The sequence below is a fragment of the Enterobacter sp. UNJFSC 003 genome (genome assembly GCF_036903355.1).
In the GTDB taxonomy this organism is placed as follows: domain Bacteria; phylum Pseudomonadota; class Gammaproteobacteria; order Enterobacterales; family Enterobacteriaceae; genus Enterobacter.
This window is the reverse complement of sequence record NZ_JBAKHK010000004.1, coordinates 306,906-327,327: the sequence shown is the minus strand read 5'-3', so window position 1 is coordinate 327,327 and position 20,422 is coordinate 306,906. Positions and strand designations below refer to the sequence as shown.

21 protein-coding genes are annotated in these 20,422 nt (G+C 53.0%); 16 read left to right on the top strand and 5 right to left on the bottom strand.

The genetic code is table 11. The annotated features are described in order from the left end of the window. Positions 1-4: 4 nt before the first annotated feature. Positions 5-2,434, bottom strand: a complete 2,430-nt coding sequence (gene hrpB, locus V5P19_RS13560) for an ATP-dependent helicase HrpB (RefSeq protein WP_334404058.1) — start codon at positions 2,432-2,434, stop codon at positions 5-7. A 73-nt stretch (positions 2,435-2,507) separates the two neighbouring features. Here hrpB and thpR point away from each other — a divergent pair, with 73 nt between their 5' ends. From thpR to panD, 16 genes are all read left to right on the top strand, one after another. Next, positions 2,508-3,062 (top strand): RNA 2',3'-cyclic phosphodiesterase, encoded by a 555-nt coding sequence (gene thpR / locus V5P19_RS13555; protein ID WP_334404056.1) that lies wholly within the window; start codon positions 2,508-2,510, stop codon positions 3,060-3,062. Further along, on the top strand, positions 3,052-3,756 hold the full coding sequence (gene sfsA / locus V5P19_RS13550) for a DNA/RNA nuclease SfsA (RefSeq protein WP_334404054.1): 705 nt from the start codon (positions 3,052-3,054) through the stop codon (positions 3,754-3,756). The genes thpR and sfsA overlap by 11 nt, the downstream gene beginning before the upstream one ends. Positions 3,757-3,932: 176 nt before the next feature. Further along, positions 3,933-4,388 carry an RNA polymerase-binding protein DksA gene (gene dksA, locus V5P19_RS13545; protein ID WP_003829221.1) on the top strand — a complete coding sequence of 152 codons (456 nt, stop codon included), beginning with the start codon at positions 3,933-3,935 and terminating at the stop codon, positions 4,386-4,388. Positions 4,389-4,447: 59 nt separating this feature from the next. Beyond that, positions 4,448-5,338 (top strand): tRNA glutamyl-Q(34) synthetase GluQRS, encoded by an 891-nt coding sequence (gene gluQRS / locus V5P19_RS13540; protein ID WP_334404052.1) that lies wholly within the window; start codon positions 4,448-4,450, stop codon positions 5,336-5,338. Between the two features lie 42 nt (positions 5,339-5,380). Further along, positions 5,381-6,775, top strand: a complete 1,395-nt coding sequence (gene pcnB / locus V5P19_RS13535) for a polynucleotide adenylyltransferase PcnB (RefSeq protein ID WP_334404175.1) — start codon at positions 5,381-5,383, stop codon at positions 6,773-6,775. Continuing rightward, on the top strand, positions 6,772-7,260 hold the full coding sequence (gene folK, locus V5P19_RS13530; protein WP_334404051.1) for a 2-amino-4-hydroxy-6-hydroxymethyldihydropteridine diphosphokinase: 489 nt from the start codon (positions 6,772-6,774) through the stop codon (positions 7,258-7,260). The genes pcnB and folK overlap by 4 nt, the downstream gene beginning before the upstream one ends. Before the next feature lie 307 nt (positions 7,261-7,567). Further along, positions 7,568-8,134: a fimbrial protein gene (locus tag V5P19_RS13525; RefSeq protein WP_334404049.1), complete on the top strand. Its 567-nt coding sequence runs from the start codon at positions 7,568-7,570 to the stop codon at positions 8,132-8,134. A gap of 70 nt (positions 8,135-8,204) precedes the next feature. Then, a complete protein-coding gene (locus tag V5P19_RS13520; RefSeq protein ID WP_334404173.1) occupies positions 8,205-8,945 on the top strand; it encodes a fimbrial chaperone in 741 nt (246 codons plus the stop codon). A gap of 29 nt (positions 8,946-8,974) precedes the next feature. Beyond that, positions 8,975-11,605, top strand: a complete 2,631-nt coding sequence (locus V5P19_RS13515) for an outer membrane usher protein (RefSeq protein ID WP_334404047.1) — start codon at positions 8,975-8,977, stop codon at positions 11,603-11,605. Next, positions 11,602-12,144: a fimbrial protein gene (locus V5P19_RS13510; protein WP_334404045.1), complete on the top strand. Its 543-nt coding sequence runs from the start codon at positions 11,602-11,604 to the stop codon at positions 12,142-12,144. Before V5P19_RS13515 ends, V5P19_RS13510 begins: the two co-directional genes overlap by 4 nt. 15 nt (positions 12,145-12,159) lie before the next feature. After that, on the top strand, positions 12,160-12,747 hold the full coding sequence (locus tag V5P19_RS13505) for a fimbrial protein (RefSeq protein ID WP_334404043.1): 588 nt from the start codon (positions 12,160-12,162) through the stop codon (positions 12,745-12,747). Between the two features lie 9 nt (positions 12,748-12,756). Then, the gene (locus V5P19_RS13500; RefSeq protein ID WP_334404041.1) at positions 12,757-13,359 is read left to right on the top strand and encodes a fimbrial-like protein; all 603 of its coding nucleotides are present in this window, start codon (positions 12,757-12,759) and stop codon (positions 13,357-13,359) included. After that, entirely contained in the window at positions 13,352-14,569 is a 1,218-nt protein-coding gene (locus V5P19_RS13495) for a fimbrial protein (RefSeq protein WP_334404039.1), read from the top strand. The genes V5P19_RS13500 and V5P19_RS13495 overlap by 8 nt, the downstream gene beginning before the upstream one ends. Before the next feature lie 116 nt (positions 14,570-14,685). Then, positions 14,686-15,477: a 3-methyl-2-oxobutanoate hydroxymethyltransferase gene (panB, locus tag V5P19_RS13490; protein WP_334404036.1), complete on the top strand. Its 792-nt coding sequence runs from the start codon at positions 14,686-14,688 to the stop codon at positions 15,475-15,477. A gap of 11 nt (positions 15,478-15,488) precedes the next feature. Next, positions 15,489-16,340 (top strand): pantoate--beta-alanine ligase, encoded by an 852-nt coding sequence (gene panC, locus V5P19_RS13485; RefSeq protein WP_334404034.1) that lies wholly within the window; start codon positions 15,489-15,491, stop codon positions 16,338-16,340. Positions 16,341-16,397: 57 nt separating this feature from the next. Beyond that, positions 16,398-16,778 carry an aspartate 1-decarboxylase gene (gene panD / locus V5P19_RS13480; RefSeq protein WP_263610053.1) on the top strand — a complete coding sequence of 127 codons (381 nt, stop codon included), beginning with the start codon at positions 16,398-16,400 and terminating at the stop codon, positions 16,776-16,778. 1 nt (position 16,779) lies between these two features. On the opposite strand, the gene V5P19_RS13475 is transcribed toward panD, so the two are convergent. The 4 genes from V5P19_RS13475 to V5P19_RS13460 all read right to left on the bottom strand — a co-directional run bounded on the left by V5P19_RS13475 (position 16,780) and on the right by V5P19_RS13460 (position 20,329). Next, on the bottom strand, positions 16,780-18,027 hold the full coding sequence (locus V5P19_RS13475; protein ID WP_334404029.1) for a polysaccharide deacetylase family protein: 1,248 nt from the start codon (positions 18,025-18,027) through the stop codon (positions 16,780-16,782). A gap of 63 nt (positions 18,028-18,090) precedes the next feature. After that, on the bottom strand, positions 18,091-18,531 hold the full coding sequence (locus V5P19_RS13470; protein ID WP_334404027.1) for a PTS sugar transporter subunit IIA: 441 nt from the start codon (positions 18,529-18,531) through the stop codon (positions 18,091-18,093). A gap of 104 nt (positions 18,532-18,635) precedes the next feature. After that, the gene (locus tag V5P19_RS13465) at positions 18,636-19,406 is read right to left on the bottom strand and encodes an ABC transporter permease (RefSeq protein ID WP_334404025.1); all 771 of its coding nucleotides are present in this window, start codon (positions 19,404-19,406) and stop codon (positions 18,636-18,638) included. Beyond that, the gene (locus V5P19_RS13460; protein ID WP_334404023.1) at positions 19,403-20,329 is read right to left on the bottom strand and encodes an ABC transporter ATP-binding protein; all 927 of its coding nucleotides are present in this window, start codon (positions 20,327-20,329) and stop codon (positions 19,403-19,405) included. The genes V5P19_RS13465 and V5P19_RS13460 overlap by 4 nt, the downstream gene beginning before the upstream one ends. Between the last annotated feature and the right edge of the window lie 93 nt (positions 20,330-20,422).

The window sequence follows — 20,422 nt, the reverse complement described above, 5'->3', positions numbered from 1 at the left end:
CCTTTCACGAATATTTCTTCGTCCGCCTCGTCGGCGCCGTATTCGCCGGATCGTCCGGCCAGACATGTTTTGGGTAACGCCCCTTCATCTCTTTTTGCACTTCGCGGTAGCTCCCCGACCAGAACGCGCCAAGGTCGCGGGTGATCTGCAGCGGGCGATGCGCGGGCGATAACAGTTCAAGCACTACCGGTATGCGCCCTTCAGCAATAGAGGGCGTTGTCGCTTCGCCAAACATCTCCTGCATACGTACCGCCAGTGCAGGAGGATTATCTTCGTGATAACGAATGGCAATCCGGCTTCCGGTCGGCACAGTGTAATGCCCAGGCAGTTCACTATCCAGACGTTGACGTAATGACCAGTCCAGTAAATTCTGTAACGCGACCTTAACATCAAGCGCTTTTAACGCCCGCAGCGAGTGAACGCCGTTCATTTGCGGCAGCAGCCAGCGTTCGAGCGTAGCCAGCAGCGTCTCGTCATCTACCGCCGGCCAGTCATACTCCGGGAGCCAGCGCGCGGCGCAGTGTAGACGAACACGGTACTGCTCTGCCTCCGGCGTCCAGTTCAACACGCTCAGCCCTTTTTCCCGAATACCGTTCAGCATCGCCTGATGCAGTTCTTCCTCCGACGGTTTTGCCAGCGGCCGTGCGCCCAGGGTTATTTTACCGATCTGGCTGCGACGAAATGCCTTCAGGGTGCCCTGAGCGTCATCCCACTCGACGATATCAGAGTGCTGCAGCAGCTGCGGACAGGCACGCGTCAGGGCATCAATATCGACGGCCTGCGCCTGCAAAATACGCGCATCAGGAGAGTGACTTCCCTGCAGTAAGAGTGGCGCAATGAGCCACTCACGGCGCGTCAGGGCGTCATCGCTGTCCAGCATAGCGCCCATACCGTTGGCTAATTGATAACGCCCGTCCAGCCCGCGACGACGTGCAATTCGGTCAGGAAAGGCCTGCGCCAACAGGCGAGCAATCATCTCGCTGTCAGGCACGCCACCGCGGCTATTAAGCCGTTTACAGAGCTGCTGAGCCCGCTGTTGCCAGTTTCCCTGATTACGCGCGAAGGCCAAACCCAGGTCGCTGTTTCCTCCGCGAGGCGGTTCCTCAAGGATAGCCGCCAGTTTCGCAGCCGTAGCAATTTCATCATCTCCCTCGGCAGCCACCAACATCGCTGCCAGACGAGGGTCGTTACCCAGCGCGGCCATTTTTTGCCCGCGTGATGACAAACGTTCGCCTTCCAGAGCGCCGAGCTGGATCAGCAACGTACGTGCTGCTGCCAGGTTCACGGCGGGCGGCGGGTTGAGCCAGGTCAGTTGTCCGGGGTCCGGACATCCCCACTGCAACAGGTCCATCACCAGGCCTGCGAGATCGCATTGTACAATTTCCGGCGTAGCGTGCTGGGCAGCGCGATCAGCCTGTTCTGCACTGGTTAAATGCAGACAGATACCCGGTTCAAGACGGCCTGCACGGCCTGCTCGCTGAACCATCGAGGCCTGACTGATGCGCTGCGTAAGCAGTCTGGTCAGCCCGGTACGCGGATCAAAGCTCGCCACCCTCTCCTGCGCGCAATCCACCACCAGGCGAATGCCTTCGATGGTCAAACTGGTTTCGGCAATATTGGTTGCCAGTACTACCTTACGCTGCCCGGCTGGCGCGGGAAGTATCGCTTTGCGCTGGTCGCCCAACGACAGCGCACCATACAGCGGGCAAAGCACCACGTCGCTACTCACGCGTGAGGCAAGCTGCTCCTGCACGCGCTGGATCTCGCCCACGCCGGGCAAAAAAAGCAGCAGCGAACCGGACTGCTGACGAAGCAGTTCTGCGGTCGCGACGGCGATCGCTTCATCAAATCGCTGATGCGCGGGAAGGGGCTGGTAGCGGCGCTCAACCGGGAAAGTACGCCCTTCAGAAGAAATGACCGGCGCGTCCGGTAACGTCTGCTGCAGCCGCTCGTTATCCAGCGTCGCGGACATAATCAGCAGCCGAAGATCATCACGTAGCCCCTGCTGGACATCCAGCAGCAGCGCCAGGGCCAGATCCGCCTGCAGGCTACGCTCGTGGAATTCATCCAGAATCACCAGCCCGACGCCGGCCAGCTCAGGATCGTTTTGCAGCATGCGAGTGAGAATGCCCTCGGTCACCACTTCAAGCCGCGTGGCCGGGCCCACGCAGGTGTCGGCACGCATGCGATACCCCACCGTCTCGCCCGGTTTCTCGTTCAGCAGCTCCGCCAGACGCTGTGCCACATTACGTGCGGCAAGCCTGCGCGGCTCAAGCAGGATAATTTTTCCGGGGATAGCCCCTTCTCTGAGGATCTGCAGCGGCAGCCAGGTGGATTTTCCCGCGCCTGTAGGGGCGTTGAGCAGCACCTGCGGGGCACGTTGTAAGGCAGCGAGTAGCTCAGGAAGGACGACGGCGACCGGCAATGAGGACACTAACAGCTCCAGAGGGTTAACATTAGTCGGCGTACATTGTAGCATCGGCGCATATCATTACCGAGTCCCCCGTATGCCTGAGTCGAAACGCCTGTTTTTCGCCATTGAATTGCCCGCCCCCGTACAACGGAAAATCGTTCGCTGGCGCGCCGAGCACTTCCCGTCTGAAGCGGGTCGCCCTGTGGCGGCGGCCAACCTGCACCTGACGCTGGCTTTTCTCGGCGACGTGAGCGTCGAAAAACAACGCGCGCTGGCCGCCCAGGCAGGACGGATTACCCAGCCGGAATTTACGCTTCAGCTTGATGATGCCGGACAATGGCTGCGCTCGCGCGTCGTCTGGCTTGGCACGCGCCAGCCGCCGCGTGGATTACTGCAGCTCGCGAATATGCTGCGGGCACAAGCGGCGCGCAGCGGCTGCCACCAAAGCCCCCAACCGTTTCATCCGCATGTAACGCTTCTGCGCGATGCGGGTCAGGCCGTCGCCATCCCTCCGCCAGGCTTTCAATGGGCTTTTCCGGTGAAGGAATTTGCGCTTTACGAATCTGTCTTTGCCCGTGGACGCACCCGCTATACGCCGCTACAGCGCTGGACGCTGGGCAACACTCAAAGGAATTCTGATGAAGTTTAGTCCTGCTCTACAGCACGCCACGCTTATTCAACGCTACAAACGTTTTCTCGCCGACGTTGTCACTCCTGAGGGTGAACAGTTGACGCTGCACTGCCCCAATACCGGTGCGATGACCGGTTGCGCGACGCCGGGTGACAGGGTCTGGTACTCCACATCAGAAAATACTAAACGCAAATATCCCCATACCTGGGAAATGACCGAGACCCAACAAGGGGCATTTATTTGCGTTAACACCCTGCGGGCAAACCAATTAGTGAAGGAGGCGCTGACGAACGGCACGCTCCCGGAACTGGTCGGTTACGGCACGCAAAAAAGCGAAGTGAAATATGGCGATGAAGGCAGCAGAATTGACTTTATGCTCCAGGCGGAAGACCGACCTGAGTGCTATATTGAAGTGAAATCAGTGACGTTAGCGGAACAGGAAAATGGCTACTTCCCGGATGCGGTAACGCTACGTGGCCAGAAGCATCTGCGGGAGCTGATGAGCGTTGCGACAGCGGGCAAACGCGCCGTATTGCTGTTTGCAGTTTTGCATTCAGCGATTGAACGTTTTTCTCCCGCCCGCCATATTGATCCTAAATACGCGCAATTGTTGAATGAGGCACAAAAGCAGGGGGTAGAGCTTTTCGCTTATAAAGCGGAACTTTCTGCCGATAATATGACTCTGAGATCCTCTCTTCCCATTGTCTTATAAGGGATTAGACGATTGACTATTAAGTGTTCTGGCCGCGTGCGCAAATACGCTTTTCCTCACAGGCTTGTCAAGTGTTACGTTTAGATAATTGCCTTACGGAAAAGCATCTGCTATTTATAGCGACCTGATTTTTCCCCCTACACGGGGATCGATAGTGCGTGTTAAGGAGAAGCAACATGCAAGAAGGGCAAAACCGTAAAACATCGTCCCTGAGTATTCTCGCCATCGCTGGGGTGGAGCCGTATCAAGAGAAGCCGGGCGAAGAGTATATGAACGAAGCCCAGCTGTCGCACTTCAGGCGTATTCTTGAAGCATGGCGTAATCAACTCAGGGATGAAGTCGATCGCACCGTTACTCATATGCAGGATGAAGCTGCTAACTTCCCGGATCCGGTAGACCGTGCCGCTCAGGAAGAAGAGTTCAGCCTCGAACTGCGTAACCGTGACCGCGAGCGCAAACTGATCAAAAAGATCGAGAAAACGCTGAAAAAGGTCGAGGACGAAGATTTTGGCTACTGCGAATCCTGCGGTGTTGAAATCGGTATTCGTCGTCTGGAAGCGCGTCCAACAGCCGATCTGTGCATCGACTGTAAAACGCTGGCAGAAATTCGCGAAAAACAGATGGCCGGTTAATGCCGGTCTTCTAAATACTCTGCAAAGGCGGGAGTCTCTCCCGCCTTGTTACTGTTGATATGTCTGAATCTCACTATATTGGGCGCTTCGCGCCATCTCCTTCCGGTGAATTACACTTCGGCTCGTTAATTGCCGCGCTCGGCAGCTACCTGCAGGCTCGCGCCCACCGGGGAAAATGGCTCGTGCGCATCGAAGATATTGATCCTCCGCGTGAAGTTCCCGGTGCTGCAGAGACCATTCTGCGTCAGCTGGAACATTACGGTCTTCACTGGGACGGGGACGTTCTCTGGCAGTCAAAACGTCACGACGCCTACCGGGAACGCCTGGCCTGGCTCGCTGAACAAGGACTTTCCTACAACTGCACCTGCACCCGCTCGCGCATTCAGAGCATCGGGGGCGTGTATGACGGTCATTGTCGTATGCTGAACAACGGCCCCGAAAATGCTGCGGTACGCATACGCCAGCGCTCACCCGTGACCCATTTTAACGATCGGCTTTCCGGTGAGATCTGTGCTGATGCTCGCCTGGCGCGTGAAGATTTTATTATCCACCGCCGCGACGGTCTGTTTGCCTATAACCTGGCCGTTGTGGTTGACGACCATTTCCAGGGCGTCACGGAAATTGTGCGCGGGGCCGACCTGGTTGAGCCCACGGTGCGACAAATTTCGCTCTATCATCAGTTTGGCTGGACGGAACCGGATTACATTCATCTGCCGCTGGCGGTCAATGACCAGGGACATAAGCTGTCAAAACAGAATCATGCCCCCGCTCTGCCAGATGGCGATCCGCGCCCTGTTTTGATCGACGCGCTGCGATTTCTCAACCAGAATGTAACCAACGAATGGCACGATCTGCGAATTGACGAACTGCTGGATTTGGCCGTTGCCAAATGGACGCTTAACGCCGTGCCAAAAATCCAGCATTCTCAAATGCGTTGCGCTGAGCTATGATTAGCCGCTTTTTTCATAACAAAACACACTACGAGGTGTACCATTTTTACCCGAGTCGCTAATTTTTGCCGTAAAGTGCTAAGCCGCGAAGAGAGCATGGCGAATGACGCTATTGCTCAAAACCACATGTCTGTCGTTCCGCGTGAGCAGCATAATATTTCCCGCAAAGATATCAGTGAAAATGCCCTCAAGGTGCTCTATCGTCTGAATAAAGCGGGCTACGAGGCCTATCTCGTCGGCGGTGGGGTACGAGATTTACTGCTGGGCAAAAAACCAAAAGATTTCGACGTGACGACCAGCGCGACGCCCGATCAGGTGCGCAAGTTATTCCGCAACTGCCGTCTCGTTGGCCGCCGTTTCCGTCTGGCTCACGTGATGTTTGGGCCAGAAATTATTGAAGTGGCGACCTTCCGTGGGCATCACGAAGCGGACGTCAGCGATCGCACAACGTCCCAGCGCGGCCAAAACGGCATGCTGCTGCGCGATAATATCTTCGGTTCAATCGAAGAAGATGCCCAGCGTCGCGATTTCACGATCAACAGCCTCTACTACAGCGTGGCAGACTTCACCGTGCGTGATTACGTCGGCGGCATGCAGGATCTGAAAGAAGGTCTGATTCGCCTGATCGGCACGCCGGAAACGCGCTATCGTGAAGATCCGGTGCGCATGCTGCGCGCCGTACGTTTCGCAGCCAAGCTGAATATGCGTATTAGCCCGGAAACGGCAGAGCCGATTCCTCGCCTGGCGACGCTCATTAACGACGTGCCGCCCGCTCGTCTGTTTGAAGAAACGCTGAAGCTGCTGCAGGCCGGTTACGGGTTTGAAACCTACAACCTGCTGCGCGAATACAATTTGTTCCAGCCACTGTTCCCGACCATTACGCGCTGCTTCACCGAAAACGGCGACAGCCCGATGGAGCGCATGATTGCGCAGGTGCTGAAGAATACCGATACCCGCATCCACAATGATATGCGCGTGAACCCGGCGTTCCTGTTTGCCGCCATGTTCTGGTATCCCCTGCTGGAAGCCGCACAGCGCATTGCCCAGGAGAGCGGTCTGGCCTATTACGATGCTTTTGCATTAGCGGCCAATGACGTGCTGGACGAAGGCTGTCGGACGCTGGCTATTCCAAAACGCATCACCACGCTGGTGCGCGATATCTGGCAGCTTCAGCTGCGGATGTCCCGTCGTCAGGGTAAGCGCGCCTGGAAGCTAATGGAGCATCCTAAGTTCCGCGCCGCGTTCGATCTGCTGGCACTGCGTGCTGAGATCGAAAAGAATCAGGAACTGCAGCGTCTGGCGCAGTGGTGGAGCGAATTCCAGGTCTCTGCGCCGCCTGAGCAAAAAGGAATGCTGACCAACCTGGATGATGAGCCAGAGCCACGTCGCCGTCACCGTCGGCCGCGCAAGCGCGCACCGCGTCAGGGTACGGCATGACCCTCGCGTACATCGCTATCGGCAGCAATTTAGCCTCTCCTCTGGAGCAGGTTAATGCTGCCGTTCAGGCGCTGGGCGAGATCCCGCAAACCCGGATTGTCTCTGTCTCTTCGTTTTATCGTACCCCCCCGCTGGGGCCGCAGGATCAGCCTGACTACCTGAACGCGACCGTCGTACTTGAAACCGCTCTTGACGCCGAAACGCTGCTGGATAACACCCAGCGTATCGAACTGCAGCAGGGACGCGTACGCAAAGCAGAGCGCTGGGGGCCACGTACGCTCGACCTGGATATCATGCTGTTTGGCGACACCGTGATTAGCACTGAGCGCCTGACGGTGCCGCATTACGATATGAAAAACCGCGGGTTTATGCTCTGGCCCCTGTTTGAGGTTGCCCCGGAATTATCTTTCCCTGATGGAACATCCCTCTCCTCGCTGTTAAAAAAACTGGATTGCCCATGCCCTGAGCGCTGGGGTTCACGCTAATTTATCTTCCAGCTTAATAAACATATCAAAGCCGACCCATTATTTATTAATATGTAAAACCCACTATTCACACAATTAATGAAAACAGCAATCTCTGATTGAAATATTATTTTCTTAGCGATAACATGAACGCATAATACCCTTTCAAGCTTTCAATTTATACTAAATAACATTTTAAGTATTAATTATTAATTCAATTTAATGATGTTAATTATAATCCCGCATCGATTTAAATACGCTTTTAAATCGTTATGTGCAGGATAAATATGTCACGCACATCAATTAATAATTTATATGGATATTTAAAATGAATAAGAACGTAATTCTGGCAGGTCTGTTGTTGGCTACGGGTGTTTCTTCAGCAATGGCTTCTGACGCGGGTCTGGTTACCATTAACGGTGCGGTATCCGATCAAACCTGTAAAATCACTACCAAAGATGGCCAGCTGGCAACCAACGTGACGCTGCAGATGCCAACCGTCACCAAAGCCGATGTCAAAGCGCTTGACAAAGCCGCAGCTGGTGCCGGTGCCACCACCTTTGAACTGCTGCTGTCTGATTGCGATAAAGCCTCTGCAGCCATTAGCTTCTCTTCCCCTAACTACGTTGACCTTTCTAGCGGTACGCTGAAAAACAACAACATGCTCACCAACGCGGCGAAAGGCGTTAACGTCGCTCTGCACAACAATACCGCTACCGTGAGCCAGGTTCTGATTGGCCGTCCGGATGACGTGCCACAAGAAACCAAAATCGATACCACCAGCAAAATGGGCATCTTCAAGTTTGTCGCGTCCTACGTCACCGCTGGTGATTCTACTGTGGTTGAAGGCGGTCTGGTCAGTACGTCCGCTACCTTTGATGTTACCTATCAGTAATATCTCGCGCTATCACACCCTCTCATTACCAGAGGGTGTTTTTTAGACGTCATAGTTAAGGATAATAATGATGGATCCCATTTCGTTAAAAAAGATAGCAGCGCCTTTGCTCATTGCGGCAGCCGCACTCTGTTGCTCTTATGCGAAAGCCGATATTGTGCTCTCCGGCACGCGCGTTATCTATAATGCCAAAGATAAAGACGAAACCCTGCGTCTGGATAACAAAGGCAACAAGCCGCTTCTGGTACAAACCTGGGTAGACAGAGGCCAGGAAGATGCCGATCCCGGCTCGCTGTCCGTTCCCTTTACCATCACCCCACCCGTTTTCCGCATGGAACCCAAGCGCGGACAGACGCTGAGAATTATGTACAACGGTTCACCGTTGCCAGCAGACCGTGAAAGCGTGTTCTGGCTAAACGTGCTGGAAGTCCCCCCAAAGCTCCCTGACGATAAAGCGGGCAACACAAATCTGCTGCAACTCGCCTTTAAAACACGCATTAAACTTTTCTATCGTCCTGAAGGACTGGCGGGTAATGCAGCTGATGCTGCGAAAAACATTAAATGGAGTATCAGTAAAGAAAGCCAGGGTGTGATTATTCAGGCACAGAATAACTCGCCATATTTCATTTCTTTTTCTGATGTTCAATATGTTGTCTCTGGTAAGAAATACAAAGTCAAAACAAACATGCTTTCGCCAATGAGCAAGGCATCTTTTATCGTTGATGGCCTCGCTTCGCCTCAAAAGGGAACGCTTGAATATATTTCCATTAATGATTTTGGCGGAAGTTCGCAAACGACCACCCAGCTTTAATTATTGTCTATTTCCTGAAGGGAAGCTGCATGCCCTATAATTATCTTTACCTCTGCTGCCTGGCGGGTCTAATGGCAAATTGCCTGGTGGCCCGAACGTCCTATGCAGCCGAAGCGGTAGAATTTGATAACGCCTTTCTGGTTGGCGAGAATGCGCACTCGATTGATTTATCCCGCTATAAAGACGGGAACCCCGCCCCTGTGGGGCTGTTCAAAACCACGGTCTATATCAACGATCAGTTAAGCAGCAATCTGATGATGGATTTCGTTGATATTGGCGAAAAATCCGCAGCCCCTTGCCTGACGTTAAAGCAGCTTCATCAGCTTCACTTAAAAATCCCTGAAGATGTTGAAAAAGAAGAAAACAAGCTGTTATCCCGTTCAGCCAACAGCGCCCCTTCAGATGCGTGTTTAAACACGGACAAACTCTATCCCCAGTCCTCGCTCGCCTATAACAGTGGCGATCAGCGGCTGGATATGAGCGTGCCGCAGATCTGGTTGATAAAACAGTATGATAACTACGTCGATCCTTCCCTGTGGGAAGATGGGATCAACGCCGCCATGCTCTCTTACAATGCCAACGCCTACCACAACGAAGGGGATAATGGTTCTGGAGATTCGCTCTATACGGGTCTGAATGCAGGGCTTAACCTGTTTGGCTGGCATTTCCGCGCGCGCGGTAACTTCACCTGGGATAGCGACAGAGGCTCAACGGACATCCAGTATCAGGATCGTTACGCTCAACACGATATTCCTGCTCTACGTTCTCAGCTGCGTCTGGGTGAAAGTAACACCACAGGCGAGACCTTCGATTCCGTCAGCTTACGTGGCGTGCGCTTCTACAGCGACGAGCGCATGCTCCCGCCAATGTTAACCGGCTATGCCCCCGTCGTTCGCGGTGTGGCAAACACCAACGCAAAAGTCACGATTGCGCAGGACGGCTACAAGATCTATGAAACGACGGTTGCCCCCGGCCCGTTCGCAATTGACGATCTTAGCCCGTCGGGATACGGCAGCGACCTGCAGGTCACTGTCGAAGAGGCGGATGGCAGTAGACGCACTTTTAGCGTGCCCTTCTCGTCCGTCGTTCAGCTGTTGCGCCCGGGTACAGCACGCTGGGATATCAACGCTGGTGAAATAAACCAGGATACATTACGGGATAAGCCTCGCCTCTTACAGGGAACATATTACTACGGCCTGAGCAACCTGTTCACCGGCTATACCGGTGTACAGATCACGGATAACGACTACGTTGCCGGGCTGATGGGGCTGGGTATGAACACCTCGGTTGGGGCATTTTCGTTCGACCTCACTCATTCGCAAACCAAAATCCCGGATGACGCCACCTACTCTGGGCAGAGTTACCGCTTGTCGTACAGCAAAATGCTGAGCGAGACCAACACATCACTCAACATTGCGGCCTACCGTTATTCAACTCAGGAATACCTGGGTCTGAATGATGCCATGACGTTAATCAACAATATCAACAGCCATGATCTGAACGATGACGGTGAACGTTACAGCATGGGTAACTTCTACCGGGCACGTAACCAGATCATGCTGAGCGTCAACCAGCCTCTGAAGTTTGGTGAAAAGGACTATGGTTCTCTGTATGCCAACCTTAACTGGCGAGATTACTGGCAGACAGTCTACACGCAGCGTGATTATTCCCTGGGGTACAGTAACTCTGCATGGTGGGGCAGCTACAGCCTCAATTTGCAGCGAAGCTATAACGAAGATAACGATGCGGATGACAGCATCTACGTCAGCGTCAGCATACCGCTGAATATCCTGTCTGGTGGTGAGAGACGCCACTCTGGCTTTAGCTCATTCAACGCCTCCTACAATACGGATATGAAAGGCGGAAATGCCTTCAACGCCAGCAGCAACGGCAACAGCGAAGATTTCCGCACTAACTACAGCATTAACACCGCATACACGTCGGGGCGTGGCCCTGAAACGCAAAGCGTAGGCGCGTATGGGAGTTATGAAAGCCAGTATGGTACCTGGTCAGCAAGCGCATCGGCCGCGTCAGATAACAGCCGTCAGTATTCCTTAAATACCGATGGCAGCTTCGTCCTGCATTCTGGTGGGCTGACCTTTACCAATGACTCCATCAACGACACCGATACCGTTGTGCTGGTTAAAGCCCCGGGCGCGAAAGGCGCAAGGCTGAACGCTGGCGCAAGTTCCATCGACCGCTGGGGCTACGGTATTTCAAATAGCTTGACTCCTTACAGGGAAAACAACGTCTCCCTTGATATCAACACCATGGAAAATGACGTCGAGCTTTTGAGCACCAGCGGGACGAGCGTGCCGCGCTATGGTGCCGTGACGCTTGTCAACTTTGAAACAAACGAAGGTCGCTCTGCGATCTTGAATATCAAACGTCACGACAGCAGCGTTATTCCACTCGGGGCAGATGTGTATGACGCTGAAGGGAATAGCGTGGGTAATATGGGTCAGGGGGGCCAGGCCTACGTCCGCGGACTGGCCGATAACGGCACGCTGAAAATATCCTGGGGCGCCAAACCCGATCGGTCTTGCACGGTGAATTATATCGTCCCAGAAAACCCGACCATGCTCAACAAAACAATCTATCTCGATAACTTGATGTGTAACTCTGCGCCCGCGCATTTTGATACGGAAAATAAAAAATGAAGATAACCCAAATAAAGCCCTTTGCTTTATTACTGTTCTGTAGCACGCCCGCTATGGCAGCAGATATTAGCATTGATTTTACGGCCACTATTAAAGAGTCTACCTGTTCAATGAAAATTTCAGGCGGCGCCGGCACGGATTCGCATCAGATTTTAACCATTGGCTCTAATGGGGCGGTGGGCCTGGATCAAATTATCAATGGCACCGCCACGGCCGATTTTAAAATAACCGCCACAAATTGCTCAACCGGAACGAGTAAAATCAGCACCAAAATAACAGGAACGGCGTCAGGCAGTAATGCCAAATTATTGATTTCGCAAACGGGAACATCCACAACCAGCAATATCGGCGCTGCATTCTCACGGAAGAATAATACCAGCCAACAGTTCACGCTAAACGCTGATGGACAAATTATCTGGACCAAGGATGAAATAGCCAACGGTCTGGAGCTTACGACGGCGTTAGCAGAAACCACGGCAGGTAAAGGCACCACCGGTGATTTTAACGCTACGGCAACCTTTAGCTTCAGTTACGAATAAGGCAGGAGAACAATAATGAAGAGAAAATTAGCCGCACTCATTATCGCCAGTCTGTCCATTGGCGCGATCTCTACTGTATCTGCCGCAGATGATAAGAATGCACTCATTCTGGATATTCAGACCACGGTCAAAGCGGGCACCTGTCAGACCCAGCTGCAAACCACCGCCGGCCAGAATCTGACCACCGTCGCCTTTGGGGATGTGTATAAGCCAGAACTGCAAAGCAAATCTAAGGTGCAAAACTTCCAATTGGCTATCAGTAAGTGTACCGGGTTGATGGATCACGTGGCTGATATCACCCTGGAGCCAAGCGGCATAAATTGTGCTGGCCCAACGCCAGGTGCCAGTTTTGCCAACGCGATCTCAGGGGGTGCATCCGCCACGGCAGTGGAAGTCTGGACGGGCACGCCGGATGCCGGAGGCACGCAGTTCAACTGCGCGCAGAAAAACGTGGTCAGCCAGGACGTAACCAATGCCGCTGGCAGTGGAAAGGTTGTCGTTCCACTCACCGCCCGTATGGTCATCGCGCCGACGCGCAGCCTGAGCGACGTCACCGCAGGTGAGTTCTCTTCTTCGGCCATTTTTGTCGTGTCATATAAATAAATGAAATCTATGAATAAACTTTACCCAATCATTCGCGGGTGGATTAACACTGCGTTTGTCATATTACTCCCTGCTGCCGGGCAGAGCTATGCGGGAGGTCTCAACGTCGAGATGTCCGCCAACATTCTGAACGGCACCTGCCTGACGCAAATCAGTAACGGCGGAAGTGTGGGTCTCGGCACGGTGGGTAAGGATTATTTCAGAGATGAGACAACGCCTGATACGTATCAGGGAGGCGGTAAAACCTTTACCGTCACCCTTCATGATTGCGGCGCAGGGGCGGATAGCAGCGCAATTCGTCTGAACATGACCTTCACGCCCCGCAGCGGTCAATTCGCGTCTGGCACCACCCAGGTTTTCCCGAATGAAATTGCGGCCATGGATGATGGTGCACAAAACGTGGGCATCGTTATCGATAAGGTCGATGCCGGTGGCAGTACGCTAAACGTCTGGAGCGCTCGCGGACAAACCCAGGCAACCTATACCCTCACGTCAGCAGAACTGGAAGATAGCATTTATACCTTTTACACCCGCTATCAAAAAGTTGGGCTCGACGCCGTAACCCCAGGACGGGTTACGTCAAATATAATAGTGGATGTTTATTATGAATAAAGTTATGCAGCGTTTATTTGCTATATTATTGGGAGCGTTATTTCTGTCCCCACCTGCTTTTGCGTCGCTACAATACTATGCAGGCACCTCATCCAATTCCTCTGGCCATGGTTATGCTGTATTTTCGACATCCTCAACACCTGCAGCCCCAGGAATATCAGCACTGGTTGTAAACAGAACCTCCGTCCTAAAAAGCACCGGGGTTATCTATACTTTTGATAATATTGACACCAACCGTTCAGGTTCCGGTATCTGGTGCGATAAAGATACAGGTGGTACCAATAAAAGTACGTTTTATATTCGACCAACTAAAGGCATGGAACCTTATATAGCCGCTCCTGATAAAACAAATGCAATGCTGTATAAAACCTCGATAAAAGGGCTTTATTACACCCTTTATATCAAAAACTTTAAAGCAGCATATACAACCTTTAGCAATCCGACCTTTTATCTTAACTCAAGCATCAAAAATGTTGTTGCCAACAACACTTACTCATGTAATTTAAGTGAAGATTATATGGGGGGGTTTACCATGAGCCTGGAGGTCGAATTTTATACGGATAACACGTTAACCATTCCTGAAACCGGTACCGATGCAATGGGTAATGCACCTGTTATTGTCTTAACGCCCTCTTCAGGCGCATACCTCTTCACAATTCAAAATGATGAAGAAGGTGGCGCTGTGGATATTGCCGCTAACGTGAACGGTATCCATATTTCTTTTCCCACCTGTTTCAGCACCCTGAGCAGTACCAGCGGCAATGTTCTCAATTTAGGCAGCTATACCGCCTCAGATTTGGCGAGCAATACGAAAGAGGTTCCTTTCACCATCAATCTCGCTTCCTGCGTAGGCGTTAAAAATATTGAGGTAAGGTTAACTACCAGCAAGGTGAACAGTAACAACACCTTGCTGTTAGGCAACCAGAATGAGGGTATGACCGACAGTGCATCAGGGGCAGGCGTATTGATCAAGGGAATGGCAAACGGCGTTTCCAGCGAGATGGCACTGCAGCCGAATACAACGACCTCGGTCTACAAAGATTATGAAACCGAAACGATCACGGAGTTCCCGATGTACTTCACTGCGGGTACCGCACACCAGTCAACCTCGGAGATAGTGAATTTCACCGCCACCCTGAAAGCGGATGGTACAACCATTCAGCCGGGCTCCTTTAAGGCAACCGGTGTTTTTTCAATAACTTACCCTTAACACGTGTCGGCAGGGTTAACCTGCCGCCTTTCGCCATAAAAGCGCTAACGCTCCTCTTTCGTATCCCCTACAATGTGAAAATTCTATTCACTCTATCTATTTTTTAGGGGATTATCTTGAAACCAACCACCATCTCCTTGCTGCAGAAATGCAAACAGGAAAAGAAACGCTTCGCCACCATCACCGCGTATGACTACAGCTTCGCCAAACTTTTTGCCGAAGAGGGTATCAACGTTATGCTGGTTGGGGACTCGTTAGGGATGACGGTACAAGGACATGATTCCACCCTGCCGGTTACGGTTGAAGACATCGCCTACCATACCCGCGCGGTGCGCCGTGGCGCGCCGACTTGCCTGCTCCTTTCCGATCTGCCGTTTATGGCCTACGCCACCCCAGAACAAGCCTTTGAAAATGCTGCCACAGTCATGCGTGCCGGTGCCAATATGGTTAAAATCGAGGGCGGTGCCTGGCTCGTTGAAACGGTAAAAATGCTCACCGAACGTGCCGTACCGGTATGCGGGCACTTAGGCCTGACGCCGCAGTCGGTGAACATCTTTGGCGGCTATAAGGTACAGGGCCGTGGCGATGCTGCACAAACGCTGTTTGATGATGCCGTCGCCCTGGAATCCGCAGGTGCACAGCTGCTGGTGCTGGAGTGTGTACCCGTTGAACTGGCAAAACGCATCACTGAAACACTGTCGATTCCGGTTATCGGGATTGGTGCAGGAAACGTGACCGATGGCCAAATTCTGGTGATGCATGACGCCTTCGGCATTACCGGTGGTCACATCCCTAAATTTGCCAAAAATTTCCTCACGGAAGCGGGCGACATGCGCGCCGCGGTCAGGCAGTATATTGCCGACGTTGAATCCGGTGTTTACCCGGCTGAAGAACACAGTTTCCATTAAGGAGTCTCGTTGTGCTAATCATTGAAACCCTGCCGCTGCTTCGCCAGCATATTCGTCGCGCACGACAGGAAGGTAAACGTATCGCACTGGTCCCTACCATGGGTAACCTGCATGACGGCCATATGAAGCTGGTCGACGACGCGAGAGCGCGTGCAGATATCGTGGTGGTCAGTATCTTCGTTAACCCAATGCAGTTTGACCGCGCTGACGACCTGGCGCGCTACCCGCGCACTTTGCAGGAAGATTGCGAGAAGCTGAAAAAGCGCCACGTGGACATCGTCTTCTCGCCCGCACCGGGGGATATCTATCCGCAGGGGACCGAGGAAGCCACCTACGTTGACGTCCCCGGCATTTCCACCATGCTGGAAGGCGCAAGCCGCCCGGGCCATTTCCGCGGCGTGTCTACCATCGTCAGCAAGTTGTTCAACCTGGTGCAGCCGGACATCGCCTGCTTTGGTGAGAAAGATTTCCAGCAGCTGGCGTTGATCCGTAAGATGGTGGCCGACATGGGCTATGACATCGAGATCGTTGGCGTACCGATTGTGCGTGCTAAAGACGGTCTGGCGCTCAGCTCACGCAATGGCTATCTGACGGCTGAACAGCGTAAAATTGCGCCGGGCCTGAGCAAAGTCATGAATACCATGGCTGAGCAACTGCTGGCCAAAGAGTTAACCGCCGAAGAGATTATTGCCCTCGCAGAGCAAGCCCTGAACGATAAAGGGCTTCGCGCCGACGACGTGCAAATTCGCGACGCGGACACGCTGCTGGAGCTGACGGATTCCAGCAAACGCGCCGTTCTGCTGGTTGCCGCATGGCTCGGTCAGGCGCGTCTTATCGACAACAAGGTCGTTGAGCTGGCGTAGTGATTACCCTCCCCTCTTAACGGAGGGGTTAACGCATGATGATTAAAGGTACACGTAATGATTCGCAAAATGCTGCAAGGTAAGCTTCACCGTGTGACAGTCACGCAGGCCGACCTGCACTATGAAGGCTCCTGCGCGATCGATCAGGATTTTCTCGACGCGGCGGGGATTCTTGAAAACGAAGCGATTGATATCTGGAACGTGAACAACGGCAAACGCTTCTCCACCTATGCGATTGCCGCCGAGCGCGGGTCTAAAATCATCTCCGTCAACGGCGCGGCAGCGCACTGCGCGGACGTGGGCGACATTGTGATCATCGCGAGCTTTGTCATGATGTCTGACGAAGAAGCGCGTCGCTGGCAGCCGAAAGTGGCCTATTTCGAAGGCGACAACGAGATGAAACGCACTGCGAAGGCGATTCCAGTCCAGGTTGCCTGATTTACCCCTGCGGCTGATTACTGATCAGCCGCGACATCGTCTCTAGCGAATCCGTTCTTAAGATGTACAGACGCTTCAGCAAGAACGGATTATCCCCCGGCTTTACCTTCCCTTTCACCGTGGTCACCGCCAGGTGAAAACCGGCATCATTCGCCGCTTTAATTGCCTTGTTATCGTAGCCACCAAACGGGTACGACAGGTACAGCACGCGCGGGTTAAATTGCGCCAGCGCGCGGCGTGAGCGTTCAAAATCAAACAGGATCACGTGATAGCTGCGGCTGAGCAAAATCGGATGTTTGTTTGCATCGACGCGGTGCAGGAAGTGGGTATGAGACTGAATATCAAACACATCCTGGATATCCTTAATCTCCCGGACGCTCATAAACTGAAGCGATTTGGGATCCCACTTCTGCGGGTGTCCCTTAATACGCGATGAGATAATGAATGCCGTAGCGTTAAAGCCATACTCTTTCAAAATCGGGTAAGCGTAGCGGCTCACGGATTTCAACCCGTCGTCAAAGGTAATCACCACCGCTTTCGCTGGCAGGTTCATCTTGTTACGCACGTACCCTTCAAGCTGATACATCGTCAGGGTGGTATAACCCTGATCGCGCAGCCAGGCCATCTGGTTATTGAACGCGCGCACGCTGGTGGTCGTAGAGGTGTGACGAAAGCGGGTGTTCTCTTCATCACGCAAAATATGATGGTAGGTGATGACCGGTAGGCCATTGTCTTCCTGCGCGTCAAGACTGCTGATCCACGCGAGACGATTGCCGATACGAATTTGATACCAGGTCTGGTTAAGTCGATCTTTAAGCTTGTTCAGGATTGGATAGCGAAGATTCGCGCTTAGCGTTCCAAACGGCGCACTGCCGCTGGCGGGCGCGTTATACACAGGCGTATCTTTCCAGGTCATCAGGTTTTGATTGCTGAGAGGTTTATTCAGGTCGCCGAGGCTGTCTTCAACGCGCTGTTTCCCTTGCACCTTTTCCAGGTGGCCTTTATCGATAAACCCCGTTCCGAAGCCAAAGCGAAACTCGTAGTAATCCGCTGCGGTGGGCACGACGGCCAGGATCTGCCCGGCACGAACATTGCCAACGTTAACCACGTCATTACCGACCTGCGCCCAAATCGCCGCATCTTCGGTGGTTTGCATGTACTGGGCTGGAAGACCTTGTTGACTGACTAAACTGGCTGATGCCCCACCGGAGATCGCCAGCAGGAACAGGAAAATAATACGCGTGAACATGTATGTGATATCGATACGAATAAACTGATGCCATTGTAACAAAAGCACCATCAATACCAATGTTTAATTCTTATACAGGTCGTGGAGGAGAACAAATGGGGGATTTTTCTGCTGCTGATGCCACAAACTGCTGACCCCGGCGATCCCTTGCCCGACGATGATATTGCGAAAATCCGTGCTGCTTAACGATTCACGCAATGGATACATCACTTCCAGAAGGGGATAGTTGACGCCGGAGATCACTTCGCAATTGTCGTGCTTATGGCTCATCAATGCCGCCGTGCGGTAGGGGGCAGCGCCGGATTTATCGGTAAGAAAGATAACACCATCGCCGGTGTCGGTTTCATGCAGCGCATCGCACATCATCCGGCTGAGCATATTCGTACTCAATCCGCGCCAGTAATTAACCGCACGACATTGCGCCAGCGGACCAAACCTGGCTTCAAGCTTTAACAACATGTCCTGCGCCTGTTCATCGTGGCAGGTGATCACCCATCCCAGCATAACTCTCTCCTTAGCAGGCGAGTAGTTTAGCGGAGTGAAGGTTAGCTTTTGGTGATAACTGTCAAAGAAAGTGCCCGGCAAACAGACTGTCGCCGGGCCGAAGATTAGCTGCGAAGACCACGTCCGCGCTGGATCAGATACCAGCAAAGCAGATAGAAAGCGATGATAAACACCCCCAGCACTGCCACCGTGGTAACCAGCGGCACATCAGTTATGCCCAGGAAGCCAAAGCGGAAACCGCTGATCATATACACAATCGGGTTCAGGTGTGACAGCGCCTGCCAGAACGGCGGCAGCAGCGTCAGGGAGTAGAACACCCCGCCCAAATAGGTCAACGGCGTTAACACGAAGGTTGGGATCAGGCTGATGTCATCAAAGGTTTTTGCAAACACCGCGTTCAGAAGGCCCGCCAGTGAGAACAGAATCGCCGTCAGCAATAGCGTCAACGCCACAAACAGCCATGAATGCACCTGGAACGGCACAAAGAACAGTGAAATTGCCGTCACCAGGATCCCCACGCAAAGACCGCGCGCCACGCCGCCGCCAACGTAACCGGCAATAATCACGTGCGTCGGTACCGGAGCCACCAGCAACTCTTCAATATTGCGCTGGAACTTAGCGCTAAAGAACGACGACGCCACGTTCGCATAGGCGTTAGTGATCACCGCCATCATGATCAGGCCAGGAACAATGAACTGCATATAGGTAAAGCCGTGCATCTCACCAATGCGGGAACCAATCAGGTTACCGAAAATGATGAAGTAGAGCGTCATGGTGATGACCGGCGGCACCAGGGTTTGCACCCAGATGCGCATAAAGCGGTTTATCTCTTTCGCCCAGATACTCTTCAGCGCGACCCAAAAAAGATGCGTCATGCGTTGTCTCCTTGTTTTTGATGCACCAGAGAGACAAACAGCTCTTCCAGTCGGTTCGCTTTGTTACGCATACTCAATACCTGAATGCCCTGAGCGCTTAGCTGGGAGAAAACGCTGTTGATACCCTGCTCGCGCAAGACTTCCACTTCCAGCGTTGAGGTATCCACCAGACGATACTGGTATCCCTCCAACTTTGGCAGCGGGCTCTTTGGCGCAAGATCGAGTATGAACGTTTCTGACTTCAGCTTGGAGAGCAAATCCTTCATCGAGGTATTTTCCACCAGCTCACCGTGCTGAATGATGCCGATATTGCGGCACAGCATCTCTGCTTCTTCAAGGTAGTGCGTGGTCAGAATAATGGTGGTGCCTTTGTCATTAAGATCCTTCAGGAAGCCCCACATTGAGCGACGCAGTTCGATATCCACGCCCGCGGTAGGTTCATCCAGAATCAGCAGTTTTGGCTCGTGCATCAGCGCGCGGGCAATCATCAGGCGACGCTTCATGCCGCCGGACAGCATGCGCGCCCGCTCGTTACGTTTTTCCCACAGGTCCAGCTGTTTGAGGTACTTTTCGCTACGTTCAACCGCCTCTTTACGCTCCACACCATAGTAGCCAGCCTGGTTGACGACGATCTGTTGCACGGTCTCGAACGGGTTGAAGTTAAACTCCTGCGGCACCAGCCCCAGCTGACGTTTGGCGTTCACGACGTCTTTCTGCAGGTCGTAACCAAACACGCTCACCCGGCCAGAGGTTTTATTAACCAACGAGCTGATAATGCCGATGGTGGTGGATTTTCCCGCCCCATTCGGCCCCAGAAGCGCGTAAAAATCTCCCGCCTCTACTTTGAGATCTATCCCACGCAGCGCCTGAACGCCGCCCGGATAGGTTTTTTTGAGCTGCTCAAGCTCGAGTGCAATTGCCATGAATTAGACTTACCTATAGTTCTGACACACGTTGTGTGGTTTCATTAAAAGCCGAGTTACCCTATATTAGCGCATCGCAATCACTCGGTTACA

Bases quoted from the DNA above. Each gene is read 5' to 3' on its own strand.
- thpR (WP_334404056.1), top strand. From the start codon at position 2,508: ATGCCTGAGTCGAAACGCCTGTTTTTCGCCATTGAATTGCCCGCCCCC.
- V5P19_RS13500 (WP_334404041.1), top strand. From the start codon at position 12,757: ATGAATAAACTTTACCCAATCATTCGCGGGTGGATTAACACTGCGTTT.
- dksA (WP_003829221.1), top strand. From the start codon at position 3,933: ATGCAAGAAGGGCAAAACCGTAAAACATCGTCCCTGAGTATTCTCGCC.
- V5P19_RS13470 (WP_334404027.1), bottom strand. From the start codon at position 18,531: ATGCTGGGATGGGTGATCACCTGCCACGATGAACAGGCGCAGGACATG.
- panD (WP_263610053.1), top strand. From the start codon at position 16,398: ATGATTCGCAAAATGCTGCAAGGTAAGCTTCACCGTGTGACAGTCACG.
- V5P19_RS13520 (WP_334404173.1), top strand. From the start codon at position 8,205: ATGGATCCCATTTCGTTAAAAAAGATAGCAGCGCCTTTGCTCATTGCG.
- V5P19_RS13505 (WP_334404043.1), top strand. From the start codon at position 12,160: ATGAAGAGAAAATTAGCCGCACTCATTATCGCCAGTCTGTCCATTGGC.
- V5P19_RS13460 (WP_334404023.1), bottom strand. From the start codon at position 20,329: ATGGCAATTGCACTCGAGCTTGAGCAGCTCAAAAAAACCTATCCGGGC.
- sfsA (WP_334404054.1), top strand. From the start codon at position 3,052: ATGAAGTTTAGTCCTGCTCTACAGCACGCCACGCTTATTCAACGCTAC.
- gluQRS (WP_334404052.1), top strand. From the start codon at position 4,448: ATGTCTGAATCTCACTATATTGGGCGCTTCGCGCCATCTCCTTCCGGT.
- V5P19_RS13525 (WP_334404049.1), top strand. From the start codon at position 7,568: ATGAATAAGAACGTAATTCTGGCAGGTCTGTTGTTGGCTACGGGTGTT.
- V5P19_RS13495 (WP_334404039.1), top strand. From the start codon at position 13,352: ATGAATAAAGTTATGCAGCGTTTATTTGCTATATTATTGGGAGCGTTA.
- V5P19_RS13465 (WP_334404025.1), bottom strand. From the start codon at position 19,406: ATGACGCATCTTTTTTGGGTCGCGCTGAAGAGTATCTGGGCGAAAGAG.
- V5P19_RS13475 (WP_334404029.1), bottom strand. From the start codon at position 18,027: ATGTTCACGCGTATTATTTTCCTGTTCCTGCTGGCGATCTCCGGTGGG.
- V5P19_RS13515 (WP_334404047.1), top strand. From the start codon at position 8,975: ATGCCCTATAATTATCTTTACCTCTGCTGCCTGGCGGGTCTAATGGCA.
- folK (WP_334404051.1), top strand. From the start codon at position 6,772: ATGACCCTCGCGTACATCGCTATCGGCAGCAATTTAGCCTCTCCTCTG.
- V5P19_RS13510 (WP_334404045.1), top strand. From the start codon at position 11,602: ATGAAGATAACCCAAATAAAGCCCTTTGCTTTATTACTGTTCTGTAGC.